Annotated in this window: 19 protein-coding genes; 12 read left to right on the forward strand and 7 right to left on the reverse strand. The window is 31.4% G+C overall.

Features of this window, described 5'->3' with window-relative positions; translation table 11 throughout:
* Positions 1–631: 631 nt before the first annotated feature.
* The 12 genes from thrS to LL966_RS18730 all read left to right on the forward strand — a co-directional run bounded on the left by thrS (position 632) and on the right by LL966_RS18730 (position 12,518).
* Positions 632–2,578 carry a threonine--tRNA ligase gene (gene thrS, locus LL966_RS18675; protein WP_229355325.1) on the forward strand — a complete coding sequence of 649 codons (1,947 nt, stop codon included), beginning with the start codon at positions 632–634 and terminating at the stop codon, positions 2,576–2,578.
* A gap of 22 nt (positions 2,579–2,600) precedes the next feature.
* A complete protein-coding gene (gene infC / locus LL966_RS18680; RefSeq protein WP_317207159.1) occupies positions 2,601–3,152 on the forward strand; it encodes a translation initiation factor IF-3 in 552 nt (183 codons plus the stop codon).
* A 127-nt stretch (positions 3,153–3,279) separates the two neighbouring features.
* Positions 3,280–3,477, forward strand: coding sequence for a 50S ribosomal protein L35 (gene rpmI / locus LL966_RS18685; protein ID WP_026727505.1), 198 nt, complete (start codon positions 3,280–3,282; stop codon positions 3,475–3,477).
* 176 nt (positions 3,478–3,653) lie between these two features.
* A complete protein-coding gene (gene rplT, locus LL966_RS18690) occupies positions 3,654–3,998 on the forward strand; it encodes a 50S ribosomal protein L20 (protein WP_035649542.1) in 345 nt (114 codons plus the stop codon).
* Between the two features lie 139 nt (positions 3,999–4,137).
* On the forward strand, positions 4,138–4,710 hold the full coding sequence (locus LL966_RS18695; RefSeq protein WP_229355327.1) for a Crp/Fnr family transcriptional regulator: 573 nt from the start codon (positions 4,138–4,140) through the stop codon (positions 4,708–4,710).
* Between the two features lie 79 nt (positions 4,711–4,789).
* Positions 4,790–5,224 carry a carboxymuconolactone decarboxylase family protein gene (locus LL966_RS18700; RefSeq protein ID WP_229355329.1) on the forward strand — a complete coding sequence of 145 codons (435 nt, stop codon included), beginning with the start codon at positions 4,790–4,792 and terminating at the stop codon, positions 5,222–5,224.
* A gap of 167 nt (positions 5,225–5,391) precedes the next feature.
* Positions 5,392–7,116: a tetratricopeptide repeat-containing sensor histidine kinase gene (locus LL966_RS18705; protein ID WP_229355331.1), complete on the forward strand. Its 1,725-nt coding sequence runs from the start codon at positions 5,392–5,394 to the stop codon at positions 7,114–7,116.
* A 66-nt stretch (positions 7,117–7,182) separates the two neighbouring features.
* Positions 7,183–8,883: a tetratricopeptide repeat-containing sensor histidine kinase gene (locus tag LL966_RS18710; RefSeq protein WP_229355332.1), complete on the forward strand. Its 1,701-nt coding sequence runs from the start codon at positions 7,183–7,185 to the stop codon at positions 8,881–8,883.
* A 24-nt stretch (positions 8,884–8,907) separates the two neighbouring features.
* Positions 8,908–10,659 (forward strand): tetratricopeptide repeat-containing sensor histidine kinase, encoded by a 1,752-nt coding sequence (locus tag LL966_RS18715; protein ID WP_229355333.1) that lies wholly within the window; start codon positions 8,908–8,910, stop codon positions 10,657–10,659.
* A 9-nt stretch (positions 10,660–10,668) separates the two neighbouring features.
* Complete coding sequence (locus LL966_RS18720) at positions 10,669–11,337, forward strand: response regulator (protein ID WP_229355334.1); 669 nt, start codon at positions 10,669–10,671, stop codon at positions 11,335–11,337.
* Between the two features lie 141 nt (positions 11,338–11,478).
* Positions 11,479–11,646 carry a hypothetical protein gene (locus tag LL966_RS18725; protein ID WP_229355335.1) on the forward strand — a complete coding sequence of 56 codons (168 nt, stop codon included), beginning with the start codon at positions 11,479–11,481 and terminating at the stop codon, positions 11,644–11,646.
* Positions 11,647–11,714: 68 nt separating this feature from the next.
* A complete protein-coding gene (locus LL966_RS18730) occupies positions 11,715–12,518 on the forward strand; it encodes an endonuclease/exonuclease/phosphatase family protein (RefSeq protein ID WP_229355336.1) in 804 nt (267 codons plus the stop codon).
* On the opposite strand, the gene LL966_RS18735 is transcribed toward LL966_RS18730, so the two are convergent.
* From LL966_RS18735 to LL966_RS18765, 7 genes are all read right to left on the reverse strand, one after another.
* Positions 12,519–13,778, reverse strand: a complete 1,260-nt coding sequence (locus LL966_RS18735) for an asparagine synthetase B (protein ID WP_229355338.1) — start codon at positions 13,776–13,778, stop codon at positions 12,519–12,521. It lies immediately after the preceding gene.
* A 350-nt stretch (positions 13,779–14,128) separates the two neighbouring features.
* Entirely contained in the window at positions 14,129–14,794 is a 666-nt protein-coding gene (locus tag LL966_RS18740) for a response regulator transcription factor (protein WP_229355339.1), read from the reverse strand.
* A gap of 118 nt (positions 14,795–14,912) precedes the next feature.
* Positions 14,913–15,704 carry a sensor histidine kinase gene (locus LL966_RS18745; RefSeq protein WP_229355340.1) on the reverse strand — a complete coding sequence of 264 codons (792 nt, stop codon included), beginning with the start codon at positions 15,702–15,704 and terminating at the stop codon, positions 14,913–14,915.
* Positions 15,705–15,734: 30 nt separating this feature from the next.
* Positions 15,735–16,211, reverse strand: a complete 477-nt coding sequence (locus LL966_RS18750) for a hypothetical protein (protein WP_229355341.1) — start codon at positions 16,209–16,211, stop codon at positions 15,735–15,737.
* A 143-nt stretch (positions 16,212–16,354) separates the two neighbouring features.
* On the reverse strand, positions 16,355–16,732 hold the full coding sequence (locus LL966_RS18755; RefSeq protein ID WP_229355342.1) for a hypothetical protein: 378 nt from the start codon (positions 16,730–16,732) through the stop codon (positions 16,355–16,357).
* 133 nt (positions 16,733–16,865) lie between these two features.
* Positions 16,866–18,410 carry a replicative DNA helicase gene (gene dnaB, locus LL966_RS18760; protein WP_229355343.1) on the reverse strand — a complete coding sequence of 515 codons (1,545 nt, stop codon included), beginning with the start codon at positions 18,408–18,410 and terminating at the stop codon, positions 16,866–16,868.
* Between the two features lie 140 nt (positions 18,411–18,550).
* Positions 18,551–19,504 (reverse strand): acetyl-CoA carboxylase carboxyltransferase subunit alpha, encoded by a 954-nt coding sequence (locus tag LL966_RS18765; protein ID WP_229355344.1) that lies wholly within the window; start codon positions 19,502–19,504, stop codon positions 18,551–18,553.
* Between the last annotated feature and the right edge of the window lie 104 nt (positions 19,505–19,608).

The raw sequence follows: 19,608 nt of genomic DNA on the forward strand, positions 1-19,608 counted from the left end.
GCGGGTGCAAAAGTACCACCTTTATTTACATCTGCAAGCGTTTTCTTTCTATAATTTCCATATTTTTTAAAACTTTTTCCTAACTCACTGATAACAGATTATTTACAGAACCACTTTTTTTATGCATGTGTAAGATTTTTCATCATTGAAGTGCTTTTTCCTTATTTTTCGGTACTTTCCTGATGCAGTTTTTGAGGAATTTTTATTCTTAATGGCTGTTTTCTGCACAGATTCATCTTCTGAAAACAGACGCCATAGCCCCGATGGAAGCGGAAATCCTTTTTAAGGCGGGGTTCGCCGCAAAAAGATTACCTCGTCAGTTCGCTATTGCTCGTGTGCAGCGGATAGCGGGAAACAGCTCCTTACAATTGCAATAATGAAATTTCAAATTCCACATGCATCACAAAAAGGGCCTCAACTTCGATTAGCCTCATAACCGAAATGCTCATACTTATATCGCTATAGAATGTTTTCACTATATATATGTACAAACCTGCCAGGCTAAACAATGAAAATCACACCTATTATAATAATACGGAAACTACTCTTATATATAATAGAGTAAACTTCTACATATATATTGTATGTATTTTTGTAATCATGTATATTTGCATTCACAAAATTATAAACAATGATCAAGATTACTTTACCCGATGGGTCAATTAGAGAGTTCGCTTCGGGCGTAACTCCAATGGAGGTCGCTAAAAACATTAGCGAAGGTTTTGCAAGAAATGTTATTTCTGCATCTTTTAATGGTACAACTATTGAAACCGAAACTCCATTGACGACCGATGGTAATCTTATATTATATACTTGGAATGATGCTGAAGGCAAGAAAGCTTTCTGGCATTCGACTTCGCACGTAATGGCACAAGCTCTTGAAGAATTGTACCCTGGAATTAAATTAACTCTTGGACCTGCAATTGCTAACGGTTTCTATTATGATGTTGATTTTGAAGATCAGAAAATTTCTGAGGCTGATTTTAAAAAGATTGAAGAGCGCATCCTTGAAATTTCAAGAGGAAAATACGATTTTAAAATGCGTCCCGTAACTAAAACAGAAGCTTTAGAAATGTATAAAGACAACGTTTACAAAACTGAATTGATTTCTAATCTTGAAGACGGAACAATTACTTTTTGTGATCATGCTACTTTTACTGATTTATGCCGTGGTGGACATATTCCGAATACTGGAATCATCAAAGCAGTAAAAATCATGAGTGTAGCTGGTGCTTACTGGAGAGGCGATGAAAAAAACAAACAGTTGACTCGCGTTTACGGAACTTCTTTCCCTAAACAAAAAGATTTAACTGAATATCTTGAACTTCTTGAAGAAGCAAAACGTCGTGATCACCGTAAATTAGGAAAGGAACTAGAATTGTTTGCTTTCTCTCAAAAAGTAGGTCAAGGTTTACCTTTATGGTTACCAAAAGGCGCTGCGCTTAGAGAGCGTTTAGAACAATTTTTAAAGAGAGCTCAAAAGAAAGCTGGTTACGAACAAGTTGTGAGTCCACATATTGGGCAAAAAGAACTTTACGTAACTTCTGGACATTACGCTAAATACGGTGCTGATAGTTTTCAGCCAATTCATACTCCTGCGGAAGGTGAAGAGTTTTTATTAAAACCAATGAACTGCCCTCACCACTGTGAGATTTACAATGTTCGTCCTTGGTCGTATAAAGATTTACCAAAGCGTTATGCTGAATTTGGTACTGTATATAGATATGAACAATCTGGCGAATTACACGGTTTAACTCGTGTTAGAGGATTTACTCAGGATGACGCACATATTTTCTGTACTCCAGAACAATTAGACGAAGAGTTTAAAAAAGTAATTGATCTTGTACTATATGTATTTTGTTCATTAGGTTTCGAAAACTTTACAGCTCAAATTTCTCTGAGAGATCAGGAAAATAGAGAAAAATATATTGGTACAGACGAAAACTGGGAAAAAGCAGAGAATGCTATCATCAACGCAGCTAAAGACAAAGGCCTTAATACTGTTGTTGAATATGGTGAAGCCGCATTTTATGGTCCGAAACTTGATTTCATGGTAAAAGATGCATTAGGAAGACAGTGGCAGTTAGGAACAATTCAGGTAGATTACAATTTGCCTGAGCGTTTTGATTTGACTTACAAAGGTGCTGATAATGAATTACATCGACCTGTAATGATTCACAGAGCTCCTTTTGGATCTATGGAACGTTTTATAGCAATTTTACTTGAACATACAGCAGGAAATTTCCCACTTTGGCTAATGCCAGAACAGGCTATAATCTTGTCTTTGAGCGAGAAATACGAAAATTATGCTAAAAAAGTTTTAGATTTGCTAGAAAATCACGAAATTCGCGCCCTAATTGACAATCGAAACGAAACAATCGGCAAGAAAATTAGAGATGCAGAAATGCAGAAAATTCCATTTATGCTGATTGTAGGTGAGGAAGAAGAGAAAAATGGCACAATTTCTATTCGTCGTCACGGACAAGAAGGAAAAGGTAATATTACCGTTTCTATCGAAGAATTTGCTTCGATTGTAGACGAAGAAATAAAAAAGACATTAAAAGTATTTACAGTTTAACTTAAATTAGAAAGTCATAGCAATAAGAAGCAACAGAGGTTTTCAACCTCGAGTAGAAAAAAAAGATGCACACAGAATAAATAACCTTATTCGTGGCGTACAAGAAGTAAGATTAGTAGGTGAAAACATCGAACCAGGTGTTTTTAAGCTTGCTGATGCTTTACGATTGGCAGATCAATTTGAATTGGATTTGGTTGAAATTTCACCAAATGCTGAGCCGCCAGTTTGTAAAATCATGGATTACAAGAAATTTGTTTACGAACAAAAGAAAAGAGACAAAGCTTTAAAGGCTAAATCTTCTCAGGTTGTTGTAAAAGAAATTCGATTTGGTCCTCAGACTGACGAGCACGATTACGAATTTAAAAGAAAGAACGCCGAAAAATTCTTAAAAGAAGGAGCTAAATTAAAAGCTTTCGTATTCTTTAAAGGTCGTTCTATTATTTATAAAGATCAAGGTCAAATTTTATTGTTGCGTCTTGCTCAAGATTTAGAAGAACACGGTAAAGTTGAAGCTATGCCTGTTTTAGAAGGGAAGAGAATGATTATGTTCATTGCTCCGAAGAAAAAAAAATAATTATTTGCTATAAGCAGTAAGCTTTAAGCTTTATGCAAAACATTAAAAATTTGCCTAAAGCTTAAAGCCTAAAGCCTAAAGCTTAGAAAAAATAAGTAAGTAAGAATAAATTAAAACACTAGGAAAAATGCCTAAAATGAAAACAAAATCTAGCGCTAAGAAACGTTTTAAAGTTACTGGCTCTGGAAAGATTAAAAGAAAGCATGCTTTTAAAAGTCACATCTTGACTAAAAAATCTAAAAAACGTAAATTAGCTTTGACACACTCAGCGCTAGTTCACCAAACAGATATGAAAAGCATCAAACAACAATTAAGAATTATCTAATAAGCCTAAAGTTAGAAAGTCTTAAAGTCAAAAGTAATTTTTCTTTCGACATTTGACCTTCGACATTAGACTAAAGATTTTCTTTAGGTTAAAAAATTATTTATATAACCTTGGAGTATGGCTTTAAGTTCCTTTGATTTAATTCAGGACGCCTGCTACAAAAACACATTAAAATTATGCCAAGATCGGTAAATTCAGTTGCTAAAAGAGCAAGAAGAAAAAAAATAATGAAGCAAGCCAAAGGTTTCTTTGGAAGACGTAAAAACGTTTGGACAGTTGCTAAGAATGCAGTAGAGAAAGCAATGTGCTACGCTTACCGCGATAGAAAACAAAACAAAAGAAATTTCCGTTCTTTATGGATTCAACGTATTAACGCTGGAGCTAGATTAGAGGGAATGTCTTATTCTCAATTCATGGGGAAAGTTAAAGCTAACGGAATCGAATTGAACCGTAAAGTTCTTGCAGATTTAGCTATGAACCACCCAGAAGCTTTCAAAGCTATTCTTAATAAAGTAAAATAAACGTTTTATAAACTCAATTTAAGATTACTTACTTATATAGAAAAACCATCCGTTAACACGGATGGTTTTTTGTTTTTATTAAATATCAAAATAACCATAACATCAAAAAGAACTACATTTACAAAAAGTAAACAAACCCATGCAAGACGCCGTAATAAAACACATTCAAAAGTTTATTAATCTTGAACCTTCAGAAATTGCTTTATTGGAATCAAGTTTAACTACTTCACAAATTAAGAAGAAAGACCATGTTTTAGAAGAAGGTCAAATCTGCAATACAATGTATTTTATTGTAAAAGGCTGTATGCGCCAATATATTATTAATTCTAGAGGAACAGAGCAAACACTTCAATTTGGTGTAGAAAATTGGTGGATAACAGATTATTTAAGTTACCACAACCATACAACTTCTCATTTCTATATTCAAGCAGTCGAAACAACTGAGGTAATTGCACTGGAAAAAACAGTCTTAGAATCCATCCTAATTAAAATTCCAAGTCTTGAAAAATACTTTAGAATTGTCGCTCAAAAGGCATTCGGCGCTGCTCAGATGAGAATTAAATTTTTGTTTACCATGTCAGCTGAAGAGCGATATAATCATTTCAAAAATCAGCAACCTGATTTTGTACAACGTGTTCCGCAATATATGCTTGCCTCCTATTTGGATTTTTCTGCAGAATTTATGAGCAAAATAAGAGCTGGAAAAGTCTAATTTGTATTTCTTGAAGTAGTTCAAGTTTTTAAAAGTATTGATTACTGACCTTTGTAATGAACTTTTAAAACATATAAAAATGAAATCAAGAATTATTATCCCGAATGTTGCCCCAGAGGCTTATAATGCATTATTAAGTTTAGAAAAGTATATTTCCTCAACTTCATTAACTCCAGTTCATAAAGAATTAATCAAAATCCGTGCTTCTCAAATTAATGGTTGTGCATTTTGTATCAATATGCATACTTCAGATGCGAGAAAACATGGTATTTCTGAACAAAGAATTTACCTAACAAGTGCGTGGCGTGAAGCAGATGTTTACACTGAAGATGAAAAAGCAATCTTAGCCCTAACAGAGCAAGTAACTTTAATTGGCAATCACGTTTCTGATGAAGTTTACCAAAATGCAGCACAATTATTTGATGACAAATACCTCGCTGAAATTATTCTTGCCATCATTACGATTAACTCTTGGAACAGACTTGCAATTACAACTGGATTGAGAGCTGTATAATTTTATAAGGATAAATTTACAACTTAAAAATACTCTAAAGCCCTCGTTTACAAAGGGCTTTTTGTATTTATCTCTAAATGAGAATCAAAAAAATCCTGTTTTAAAAATAATTAAAAATACCGTATTTATACTCTTTTGAGATTTCTAGAAATATTTATTTTTGGCGCATGATACCAAAAAGAATACCTTTTTCCTTTTACCTACTAGTCGCATTTTTAATACTTTTCTCTTGTCAGAAGAAAAAAAATATTTCAGAAATAAAGACTAACAACAAAGCTGAAATTGACAGGTTAATAGCTATTGCAGATACTTTATTTGATAAAAATAAATTTGATAGTGCTTTTTATTATTACAACGAAGCTACAACCATAAGTTCACCTTCAAGAAATGCTGAAGATTATATAAGTTCTCTAAACCGAATGGCAATTATCCAAGAAACGCATGGAGATTATACCGGAAGTGAGACTACCATTAGCAAAGCACTGCCCTACACCAACTTGGTCAAAAACCAACTTCATATCTGGAATGTATATACAACATTAGGACATAATTACTTAAATACATTTGATTATAAAAATGCCCTTTTATACCATAAAAAAGCATTGAATTTGAATGTAAAACCATGGGAAAAATTAGTCTCAAAAAATAACATTGCAGTTACATTAATTCAGAGTAAAAAATATAATGAAGCTCTTGATCTTCTGTTGCCTTTAGAAAGTAAAGAAGAAGTTACTAAAAATCAAGAATTTTATGGTGCTTTATTAGACAACATTGGAATGTGTTATCTACATATGAACAACTATGAAATTGCTTTAGATTACATGCAAAGAGGTTTAGAAGTTAGAAAAAAGCTCCAAACTCCTTTTGGTATAGGAAAAAGCTATATCCATCTTTCAGAATTATATGAATTTAAAAATCCATCTCTCGCAAAGAAATATATGATTTTGAGCTACAAGGAATTCAGCAAAATAAATCATATTGAAGGACGATTATCAGCTTTAAAAATGATAATTAAAAATAGTTCTAGTACTGAACTTAAAACGAACTCCGATATTTATATCAAATTAATTGATAGCACATCTGAAATTACTCAAAAAGCTAAAAATCTATTTGCCAGAATAAAGTATGACTCTAAAAAAGAAAAAGAAGAAAATCTTAGATTAAAAACTTATAAAGCAGAGAATGAATTAAAACTTGAAAGACAAAAAAACAGAAATATTATTTCATACATCATCATTGTTATTAGTCTATGCTTAATTTTAATTTTATATTATTATCTGACTTCTAAAGCAAACCGCGAGAAAATTGAAGCTGCATACAATAGCGAAACTCGAATTTCTAAAAAATTACATGACGAATTAGCAAACGACATTTACCATACAATGGCTTTCGTCGAAAATAAGAACTTATCAGTAGCAGAAAACAAAGAACAACTATTAAATAATTTAGATGCTATTTATTCTAGAACGCGAGATATTTCGAAAGAAAGCTGCACCATTATAACTGATCAGAACTATATTTCATCTTTAAAAGAGATGATTTCTGGCTTCAGCACTTTAAATATTAATTTAATTCTAAATGGACTTGACAGCATTTCATGGGACAAAGTCAACAAACATAAAAAAATTACGATTTACAGAGTTTTACAGGAACTTCTTGTAAATATGCGAAAATACAGTGAAGCTTCATTGGTAGGCATTAGCTTTAAACAAACCGAAAAAAACATTTTAATTAATTATACTGACAATGGAAAAGGTATTAATACCGAAAAAATTATATTCAAAAATGGGCTTTATAATGTAGAACATCGAATTCATAAAATAAAAGGATCACTAGATATTACTTCAAGTCCAAATGAAGGATTTAAAGTATTTATCAAACTTCCTATATAATCACAGAATTACTTTTCAAAATCCCAAATGAAAATTTCTCCTTTAACCAAAATTTTGTTCTTTTTAATGACTTTACTTTTTCTTATCGCTTCTTGCGAAAAGAAAAAACAGGTCTATTCTAAAAAAACAGAAAATACAGCTGAAATATATCAATGGGTAAAAAAAGGCGAACAATTAAGCAGTTCTTTTCAGGACGATAGTGCCGTTTTTTGTTTTAATAAAGCACTTTCGCTTTGTGTTCCTAAAAAAGATTATGCCAATCAATACGTTTATATTTTAAGACAGAAAGGAAGTATTTATAATAGAATCGAAGACTTTTACACAAGTGAAAGTATTGCTTCGAAAGCACTTCCGTATTTAAAGTACACTTCAAGGCCTCGATTTTCGCAGATGATTTACAAATTAATAGCCGATAATTATTATGGAATGTACGATTATGACAATTCGTTAATATATCATCAAAAGGCATTAAAAACTGCTATTTCTCAATTTAGAAAAGCACAAATAAAATGCGACATAGCGTTTATTTATCTGCAACAAAAAAAATATTCAGAGGCAATAAATCTGTTAGAAGAGCTGGCGAAGAAAAAAGCGGAAGACAAAACCGATTCTTTAAATACTGAGTATCAACATGCTTTTGTATTATATAATTTAGGACTTTGCTACCTGCGAACTGATAACCCCAAAAAAGCTTTAGATAATCTCAATAAAAGCTTAAATATAAATCTGAAGGCGAATGATGAATCTTACGTTGTTGGTAATTATCATTCACTTTATTTGTACTACAAAAAATACAACAATCCTACACTCAAAAAATTTTATGCGCAGAAAGGATATTTTGCTGCGACCAAAGCAAAGTCATACGAATTAAATGCTTTAGGAGAATTAATAGAAGCAGAAGAAGGCAAAAACCTAAAAAAATATATAGATCTGTACATCAAACATACCGACAGCTTAATTATAAGTAAGAAAAAGGCAAAAAACCAATTTGCGACTAAAATATATGATTCGCAAAAAGATAAAGAAGAAAATTTAGAACTTAAATCACGAAAAGCTGAAAATGAAGTGCAACTTCAAAGACAAAAAAACAGAAGTTTCATCTCCTATATTGTAATTTCTGCAAGTATTGTCAGCTTAATGTATTTAGCTTTTTACATAACTACAAAAGGAAAAAGAGAAAAAAACGATATTGTTTTAAAAAGTGAAATGCGAATTTCAGGCAAATTACAAGATGAGCTTTCCAAAAAAGTGTATCAAACTTTTCTTTTCGCGCAAAATAATGACTTGGATCATTTAGATAATAAGGAAAAACTGCTTTCTAGTTTAAATGATATTTATACCAAGACTAGAAATATATCTAAAGAAAACAGCCCAATCTTGACAAACGAAAGATATGTTTTTGGCTTGAAAGATATGATTTCTGAATATAAAACTGAAAACATAAACATTTTATTGAATGGATTTGATTCGATTCTATGGAATACAATCGACAAAAATACAAAGATAGTTCTTTATAGAATTTTGCAAGAACTATTTCAGAACATGAAAAATCATAGTAATGCGAATCTTATTAGTGTGGCTCTTAAATCGCAGAATAAAACTTTAAATCTAACTTATACAGATAATGGCGAAGGAATAAGAACTAACAAAATCATTTTTAAAAAGGGATTACAAAATGTAGAAGACCGAATCAAATCTGTAAAAGGACAAGTTGATATTTTATCTTTAGATCATGGTTTTAAAGTAATTATAAAACTACCAATATAAATTTCAAAATTGCTTTAAATCAAAATGAAAATTTCTCGAGTTATTAAAATTTTATTTATAATTTTTACTTTCCTTCTTATCACTTCTTGTGAAAAGAAAAGGGAAAAAATTGTATCTAAAATCGACAATACCGCAGAAATAAAAAGACTAACTGCTATTGCTGATGAAGATTTTGACAGAAATGAATATGCAAAAGCTTATAAAAACTATCAAATCATATTACAACTTTCTGATCCAGAAAAAAACAGAATTGATTATGTAGATGCATTAGTTTCTATTGCGCTCATACAGCAATTTGAAGGTAATTATTTAAAAAGTGAAATCACAGCAACGAAGATTCTTCCTCATCTTAAACACCTAAAAAAACCAAGGTTTGCATGGGAAACTTATAAAATTTTTTCAGACAATTATTTAGCAACAAAAGATTATGAAAATGCACTTATTTATGCAAAAAAAGCATACGATTTAAATGCTAGCCCAAGAAGAGAAGCAAATGCTTTGGCCAATATAGCATTGGTTTACATGCATACAGGAGAGCACAAAAAAGCTATAAAAATTTACAATAAAATCACCACTAGCGGCTATTATGCAGAAAAGAAAAAAGCTAACACTTTAGAAGGTTATGAATTGATTGATTATGGAATAATGATAAGCAATATAGGCATTTCGTATTTTCAATTGCAAGATCCAAGAGCTATAGATTATTTTAATCAAGCCCTAAAGATCAGGCTTAAAACCAATGATCGACAAAATCTGCCAGATAGTTATTGCAATCTCTCTGATTATTATCTGGACAAAAATCCTCGTTTAGCAAAAAAAAATGCTGAAACTGCTTATAAAATAGCTTGTGAAACAAATACTTACAGCGAAAAAAAATATGCTTTGGTATGCTTGGTACGAACAAGCAACGGAAGTGATTTAAAGAAATACACCAATCTTTATATCAAATTTACCGATAGCATGAATAAATCAAGATTGACAGAAAAAAATCAATTTGCCAATATAAAATACAATTTTAAAAAAGATATAGATGAGAATTTACAGCTCAAAACTCAGAAAACTCAAAATGAGCTACAATTAGAAAGGCAGAAAAATAGAAGTTACATTTTATATGTTATCATATTCATAAGTGTTTTTAGCTTAGTTTTTTTAGTTTTTCACATCACTATAAAAGGAAAAAGAGAAAAAGACCACATTGCCTTTAAGAGTGAACTGCGTATTTCTCAAAAACTTCATACGGAATTAACCAATGAAGTTTTTAAATTGTTTAGTAAAGTTCAGAATTCTGACATTGAAACAGCGGGCAATAAAGAAGAAATACTAAATAGTTTAGATCATATTTACGCCAAAACACGAAAGATTTCTAAAGAAAATAGTACCATACTAACCAATCAAAACTATGTTGACGGCTTTAAAGAAATGATTTCTGAATATGCTAATAGTAATTTGAGCATAATCATAAATGGCATTAATAGCTTTTCATGGTCTTCAATTGATCGAATTAAAAAAATTACGGTCTTTAGAATTTTCCAGGAATTATTTGAAAATGTTCAAAAGAACAATAATGCCTCTTTAGTGAGTATTAGTTTTAAAAAAGATAAAAAAAACATTCAAATAACCTACATCGATAACAGTACAGAAATCAAGGAAGAGTCTGTCAATTTAAAAAAAAGACTACAAAATGTGGAAAACCGTATTAAAACAATAAAAGGAACTCTTAATTTTGAATCAAATCAAGAAAGTGGTTTTAAAATAAGTTTCACATTCCCATTATAAAACGACAATATGTTTAAGAAAGTTTTAGTTGCAGAAGATTTAGACAGTATAAGTATTGCAGTGGTACAAGTACTAGAAGACCTAAAAGTTCCAGTAATACACCATGTAAAATACTGTGACGAAGGTTTGCTTAAAATAAAAAAAGCAGTACTCGAGAATGAACCTTACGATCTATTAATTACTGATTTATCATTTAAATTAGATCATAGAAAAGCAAATCTTACCTGCGGAGATGACCTTATTGAGGCTGCCAATAAAGTGCAACCCAACCTAAAAAAAATTGTTTTTTCTATCGAAGACAAAAGTTACCGCATTAAATCTCTTTTTAATGATTTGGGTATTAATGCTTATGTTTCTAAAGGAAGAAATAGTATTACGGAATTAAAAAATGCTATTGAATCGACATTCAATAATGAGGAAAAAATACTTTCTTCAGATTTGTCTTTTTCATTTAATGATAAAACTTTAATAGAAATAGAATCTTATGATATCTCTATCTTAAAACTTTTATCGCAAGGATACATTTTAGAAAGCATTTCAAAAGAATTTAAAAATTTATCTATTACCCCAAATGGTACAAGCAGTATAGAAAAAAGAATCAATAAGTTAAAAATATATTTTAAGGCTAATAATAATGTCCATTTAATTGCAATTGCAAAAGATTTTGGGCTAGTATAATACTATTTCCTTACGGTTTCCCGTAAGGAAATACCACTTAATGAATTTAAATTTGTTACATCTATTGACCTACAAATGAGACCAAAAAATAAAACGGCAACGCTTTTGTCAAAAATTAACACAACTCAAAATAAAATCGTTATGAAAACAATGTTTCTTTGTCTTTTTTTATCTATCAGTTTTGCTTTTATTTCAGAAAAAACAGGCTGGCTCGAAATTGATTGGAAAATAATATTTATTCCGGCATTACTAGTTCTGCAAATTATTATAATTGGAACTGCCTTAAAAAATAGATATAAAAAACACTAATTAATCTTTATAAGACTGAAATTACAGGAACGAAAAATGCCTATATTTGATTTTATTTAAATTTTTGCATGAAAAACGTTCTCAGCCTTTTCTTTCTATTAATTACTTTTTTATCTTTTGCACAAACCAAAATTCTGTCTTGGAATTTGGAAAACTTAGGCAAATCAAAAACAGAATCTACCTTAAATTATATTGCAAAAAAAGCTTCGGCTTATGATATAATTGCAATACAGGAAGTAGTTGCTGGAAATGGAGGTGCTCAAACAGTTGCTAAACTTGCGCAAGTATTAAATGAAAAGGGATTTAAATGGGAATATAAAATTAGTGACCCTACCACAAGCAGCAGTTATAAGACTGAACGCTACGCCTTTATTTGGAAAACAAGTAAAGTTAAACTAAAAAGCCAACCTTGGCTGGAGAGAATATACCATTTAGAAATTGATCGAGAACCTTATTTTGCAACGTTTGAAATCAATAAAAAGAGTTTTACGCTGGTCAATTTTCATGCTATTACCAAAAAGAGACAACCAGAAACCGAAATCAAATATTTTAAATTTCTGCCTGCAGCATATCCAAATTTAAATCTAGTTTTCTTAGGAGATTTTAATTGTCCTGAAACACATTCCGTTTTTAATCCACTAAAAAAAATGGGATACGACTCTGTTTTAAAAAATCAAAAAACTACTTTAAAACAAAAATGTAAAAACAATATTTGTCTAGCATCTGAATTTGATAATATATTTTACAAAACCTCTACTCTAAAAGTACTTAATTACGGCGTAATTAAATTTTATGAAGATTTTGAATCCCTTCAAGAAGCTCGAAAAGTTTCAGATCATATTCCGATCTGGTTTGAGTTTACTTTAAATTAATTATGTTTTAAGTTTCTTTTTTCTAGCTGCTGGAAATAAAACGTTATTCAAAATCAATCGATAACCTGGTGAATTAGGATGTAAATCTAAAACAGTCGGCGGATCTCCAACTTGATGCTGAAAATCTTCTGGATCATGTCCTCCAAAAAAAGTAAACATCCCTTTTCCTTTTTCTCCATGAATATAACGAGACTCGCCATTTAATTCGCAGGTTCCCATAATCAGGACATTAGATTTTATCAGCGAAGTATCAAATGAAGTAGTTTGCCCCATAAAGCCTTTGACCAATTGCGTATGGTTCTGGCAAAGCATACTCGGAATCGGATCCCATTTGGCAGAAAATTCCATTAATGTAAAATAATCTTTCTCCATTGCGATACGTCTTTTAGTCGTCATATCGATATCTGAGAACTCATACACTTCAGGCCTTCTTTCTAAGGTAAAATTTTTAAACGCAAATGAGTTATTGAAATTTAGTTTTGACTGATAATTAGATTCGCTAGGATCTCCATCAAACATTGTCTCGCAAATATCAACTCCATCTGCCGCAAGCGATATATCAAAGCTATCTGTAGCAGAGCACATTGCAAACATAAAACCTCCTCCAATTACAAAATCTCTAATTTTTTTTGCTACAGCACCTTTTTCTTGAGAAACTTTAGCATATCCTAATTTTGCGGCTAATGCTTCAGAATCTCTTTTTTGATCAATGTACCAAGGTGTGTTTTTATAAGCCGCGTAAAATTTTCCATATTGCCCTGTAAAATCTTCATGATGCAAATGCAGCCAATCGTACATAAGCAATTGATCACTTAAAACTTCCTCATCGTATATTGGAGTAAATGGAATTTCAGCATAAGTCAAAACCAAAGTTACAGCATCGTCCCAGGGCTGTTTTCCTTTTGGCGTATAGACTGCAATTTTAGGAGCTTTTTCCAAAATTACTGATTCCATATTTTGAGAAGGACTCGAAATTTCATTTAGAATTTCGGTTTGTTCACTATCTGAAATAACTTCAAAACTAACACCGCGTATTTTACATTCTTTTCTAATTTCTTCGACATCTGGAAGTAAAAAAGAACCTCCGCGATAGTTTAAAAGCCAGCTTGCTTTATAATCATGACTTAAACACCAATATGTTATGCCGTAAGCTTTTAAATGATTTTGCTGTGTTGATTCGTCCATCGGAAGCAAAATATATGATGCACGAAGATTAAATGTAATTAAAAGTATAAAAATGTAGAATAAACTCTTACTCATCCTGAAAATTATTTTAGTAAAGATATAAAGGAAGAATTTAAAAAAAGAATTGCAAGAATCTTTTCTGTTATTATAGAATGTTAAATCTAAAAACAGGGGTAAATACCTGATTTACAATACCTGAAAAAACAGGTAAAAACACCTATAGTGTCATTAAATATTCTATATACATTTGCTATCCCAAGTCATCAAACTAATCAATGTAAAAAACAAACCACCATGAAGTTTAATGATAATAACAATCAAGAAAAGGGTATGAATGTAATTCAAAAAATAGGTCTATGCGTTTTAGTATTAACAATTATAGTGTATTATGTACTGTCAATCCAGTTTTTGACAGCATAAATTCTTTAAATTGTTAAATCTGCTAATTCGTTTTGAATGGCATAGACAACTAAGCCCGCAATATTGCGCGATTCTGTTTTAAGCAGAAGATTATTTCTGTGCCCTTCAATAGTTCTAGGACTTAAAAAAAGCTGTTCTGCAATTTCAGCAGTGGTTTTCTGCTGGCAGATTAACTGAAGAATTTCTATTTCACGAGGTGAAAGAAAATTAGTTTCTAACCCACCTCTCGAGTTTTTAGGAGAAACTATAGTATCCTGAATTGTTTTTAGAACATTTTCATTGTAATAAAAACCTTTTGAAGCTACTTCATTAATAGTAAGAATCAAATCTTTTGGAGTAGTATTTTTTATTAAATAAGCAACGGCACCAACCTGAATCATATTGGCTACAAAAGACTTCGTATCATAGCTTGTCAATGCAATAATCTTAATCTCCGGAAACGATTTCCTGATAATTTTTGTGGCCTCGACACCATTTAGAACAGGCATCTTCAAATCCATAATAATTATATCGGGTTTAATTTCGTTATTACCTAGTTGAGTAATAAGTTCATCTCCATTCGAAGATTCAAAGAGAACATCTATATTGTCTTCTCTTTGCAATAAAAAAGAAATTCCTTTTCTAAACAAAATTTCATCATCGACTAGAGCAATTTTAATAGCGGGATTCATCTTATTTTGATTTTGATCGTTTGTTTTGGTCTGCCGAATTTACAAAATTATGCTATACAAAAAACTTGATTGGCTTATTTTATTGACTAAACACTTGTTAAAAATCGTTTGATTGATATTAGAAGGTAAAATTGACCGCTATTCCATTATCAATTTCTGATGTAATTTTAATAGTACCTTCCAAAAACGATATACGGCTGTCAATATTTTTCATTCCAAGACCTTTTTGATTTTCTGCATTTGTACTATCAAATCCAACTCCATTGTCCTCATAATTACAAGTATTTACTCCATCTTTTTGAGTGAATGAAATCCATAATTCTGTTGCTTTTCCGTGACGAAGAGAATTGTTCATCAATTCTTGTAAAATTCTAAAAACATGCAAATGCCTGTCAATATCTTTATCATCAAAATCGATATCATTTTTATAATGCGTCTTAACCGATTTACTGGTTTCAAATTCTTCGCATAGTTCTTCTATCCCAGCATTTAATCCAAATTTCTCAAAAACTGGAGGTAACAAGTTATGCGCTATTTTTCTAGAATTATCTAATGCTTTTGTTGTTAAATTGATTATGTTCTCTGTTATTTCTGCTGTTTCTGATTCAGTAAGATTTGGAGCAGTAAGCAAATGACTGTTTAGTGAAACGATATTTAACTTTGAACTAATATCATCATGCAGATCTTGTGCAATTCTTTTACGTTCTTCTTCTTGTGTAAAAATAATGGCATGCAATTGTTCTTTCTGATATTGTAATATTAAATCTTTCTTTTCTAATTCTTTCTGAATAATTTTCTTTCTAGAAAAATAAAAGAACACAATTAAGACTACCGACAAAATCATTAAAAAAAGTGAAGTGTACAAAATAATTGCAACAATTTCTTTTTCTGGTAATGAATGTACATCCATATGTTTGTGAAATAATTCTAAGTATTCGGTTTATTTTGAGAAACTCTTTTTCCATTCATACAAAATGAAAAAATAATAAATGATAATTAAAAAAGCATTAAGCTCCCAACTCAAAAATTTAAATTCGTTACTCAAATTATGAGTTAAATTACCAATAAAATAAAGCACTGTACTTGCCAACAAGTAAAATACCACCCCGATACTTGCGTAATAATAGCTTTTACTTTCGGTTAGCATATTGTAGAAATGAATTAGCGCATAAACCACAATAAGCAATGATGTCAATGCAATTGCAAACAGATTAAAACGTAAAAATTGGCTCCAATCCATCATAAATTGTACCGCCAACACAAGCAATGCAACAATAAGACTAATTCCGACAAATCTTTTTTGGCTTTTTAATGCAAATAGCGAATTATAAAACAATCCTAATAAGATTAGCTGACCAATAATAAATACATTCGACAAAAATAAATTACTCATGTGCAGGTGATACATTATCTCCATTGAATATTGCATTAAAGCAGAAAATGCAAGATAACATACAAATAGACCATTTACATTTTTCTTTCTAAAAAAACTAAATGAATAGAAAATCAGGTTAATTAATAAAATTAAATAACCTGAATATATCAAAAAATCAGACATTCTTATGGATTTAAAGGACTTTCTGGATCTCCATAAGGTGGAACTGGACGAGTACCGTCATAAACCAATGGTACGCCACCTTCAACACCTTCTCCTTTTTCTTCTTTGAATACGTCAACATAGATTTGTTTTTCAGCGTCCCATTTTGCTCCAACAAGTATTAAAGTTTGTTCTCCAGCTTTATTGATTCCTTTGTAAGCACGAACAGCCTGAATATCCTGATTCATAACTAACTTTAAAGATTCTAAAGGAATTAAATAACCATCAACTTGTTTTTTTCTTCCTTCTTCAGTCTGAATGGATTTACGGTATTTGTCTGCCCACACAATACCTTCTGACAACGGGATTTCAACACTTCCTAAATCTAATTTTTCACTCATAATTTAATTTGTTATTGGTTAATAATTTAAAAATTCGTTGGTTCAAAATTTGGTTACGCTAAACTAGTCATTTTTATTAAAGAATTAACTTTCGAGCAAAAAAAAAGCCCTAAAATAAGGCTTTTAAATTTTATTAGAATGGAACATCACTGTCGTCATCATCGTCGTTTAGATTGCTTCCAAAAGCTTCATTTGCGGAAGGCAGATTATTGGTAATAAACGGATTATCATCATGATTCATTTTTGAAGGCAAATCATCATAGTTACCCGAAAATTCGTCAAGATTATCAAATTTTCCTAAGTGTCCCAAAAATTTCAAACGAATATTTTCAATACCACCATTACGGTGTTTTGCAATCATAATTTCGGCCTGACCAGCAGTTGGCGAAGCTTCTTCATCATCCCATTCTTCAATTTTGTAATATTCTGGTCGGTATAAAAACGAAACGATATCGGCATCCTGCTCAATTGCTCCAGATTCACGAAGATCCGATAGTAAAGGACGTTTACTAGAACCACGCGTTTCTACAGCACGCGATAACTGAGAAAGTGCAATAACCGGAACGTTAAGTTCTTTTGCCAAAGCTTTTAAGTTTCGGGAAATGGTTGAGATTTCCTGCTCACGATTTCCTCCACCTTTACCATTTCCTCCAGCAGTCATTAACTGCAAATAATCGATAATAATAATTTTAATACCATGTTGCGATGCTAAACGACGGCATTTTGCTCTTAAATCGAAAATAGAAAGTGAAGGTGTATCATCAATAAATAAAGGTGCTTTCTCTAAATCTTTTACTTTAGTACTCAGCATTGTCCATTCATGAGCCTCTAATTTACCCGTACGCAATTTTTCTGAAGACAATCCTGTTTCAGAAGAAATAAGCCTTGTAATTAACTGAACAGATGCCATCTCCAAAGAGAATAATGCTACTCCATGCCCATATTGGATAGCAATATTTCTTGCCATAGAAAGTACAAATGCTGTCTTTCCCATCGCCGGTCTTGCCGCAATAATAATTAAATCACTTGGCTGCCATCCAGAAGTAAGCTTATCCAGATTATGAAAACCAGTTTCTACACCACTTAATCCCTCTTTTTTAGAAATTTCTTCAATTTTCTTTTTAGCTTGTAAAACTAAACTTTGTGCCGTTTCGGAGCTACGCTTGATATTTCCTTGTGTAACTTCGTATAATTTAGATTCTGCCTGATCCAATAAATCAAAAACGTCTGCACTATCATCATATGATGCTTCAATAATTTCTGAAGAAATGCGGATTAAACTTCTTTGAATAAATTTTTGAAGAATGATACGCGAGTGAAATTCGATATGCGCCGAAGAAGCAATTTTCTGCGTAAGCTGAATTAAATAAAAATCTCCTCCCGCTAAATCCAACTTTCCGTTTTTCTTTAACTGAGTCGAAACTGTTAAGATATCAATTGGCTGAGTTTCGGTAAAAAGTTGTAAAATCGCTTCAAAAATATGTTTGTGTCCGTCTTTGTAAAAAGCATCGGGTTGCAAAATATCAATTACATCATCTACCCCTTTTTTATCAATCATCATTGCACCAAGCACAGCTTCCTCCAAATCAAGAGCTTGTGGTGGCAATTTTCCTTTTTCTAAATTGATAATTGTGGTTTTGTCGACCTTTACAGGACTAAAGTTTTTGAAATTTTCCATAAAGCGAAAGTAGCAAAATTTAAAAAAAATATGCTATCGAGTTATAACTAATAATTGTTTATAAATATATTTTTTTTGTTCATAACCAAAAAAAAATCCGAAACGGTAAGGCTTCGGATTGTAAGTTGTTTTTTATGAATTTACTCCTTATACTCGCCCATATTACTGTATTTGTCCATTCTCTGGGCAATTAAGTCAGCTGTTGATAAGTCTTTCAATTCATTATATCCTTTAGTGATGTATTCTGCTACTGTTTTAAAAGTAGTTTCTCTGTCATAGTGCGCTCCACCTAGTGGTTCAGGAATAACATCATCAACTAATTTTTGTTTTTTCATGTCAGAAGAAGTCAATTTTAAAGCATCTGCTGCACGTTCTTTATATTCCCAGCTTTTCCATAAGATAGAAGAGCAAGATTCTGGAGAAATTACAGAATACCAAGTATTTTCTAACATATAAACTTTGTCTCCAACACCAATTCCTAAAGCTCCTCCCGAAGCACCTTCACCTACAATGATAGTGATAATTGGCACTTGCAGACGAACCATTTCGAAAATATTTCTAGCAATTGCTTCACCTTGTCCTCTTTCTTCCGCTTCTAAACCTGGATATGCACCCGGAGTGTCTACTAAAGTTAAAACTGGAATCCCAAATTTCTCTGCCATTTTCATCAAACGCAAAGCTTTACGATATCCTTCTGGATTAGCCATACCAAAATTACGGTATTGACGTGTTTTGGTATTAAAACCTTTTTGCTGACCTACAATCATAAACGATTGACCGTTTATTTTACCAAGACCGCCAACCATCGCTTTATCATCTTTAAAACCTCTGTCTCCATGAAGTTCTAAAAAAGTATCTCCACAAATTGCTTTGATATAATCTAAAGTGTAAGGTCTATTTGGATGTCTTGACAATTGAACTCGTTGCCAAGCCGTAAGGTTTTTATAGATATCTTTCTTCGTTTGCTCTAATTTTTTGTTGATTTCCTGACAAGTAGGCGTTACATCAACATTAGATTCTTTCCCAATAACAACACACTTTTCTAACTGTTCTTCAAGTTCTTTAATGGGAAGCTCAAAATCTAAATATTCCATGGATTTTTGAATTTTGTTTGTAAATCGAACCGCAAATATAAAAATATTATATCATTGGTATAAATTATTTGTTCTTAAAATAGAATAATGTAAAATAAAAATAA

This window comes from Flavobacterium chungbukense (genome assembly GCF_020805785.1).
GTDB classification, from domain to species: domain Bacteria; phylum Bacteroidota; class Bacteroidia; order Flavobacteriales; family Flavobacteriaceae; genus Flavobacterium; species Flavobacterium chungbukense.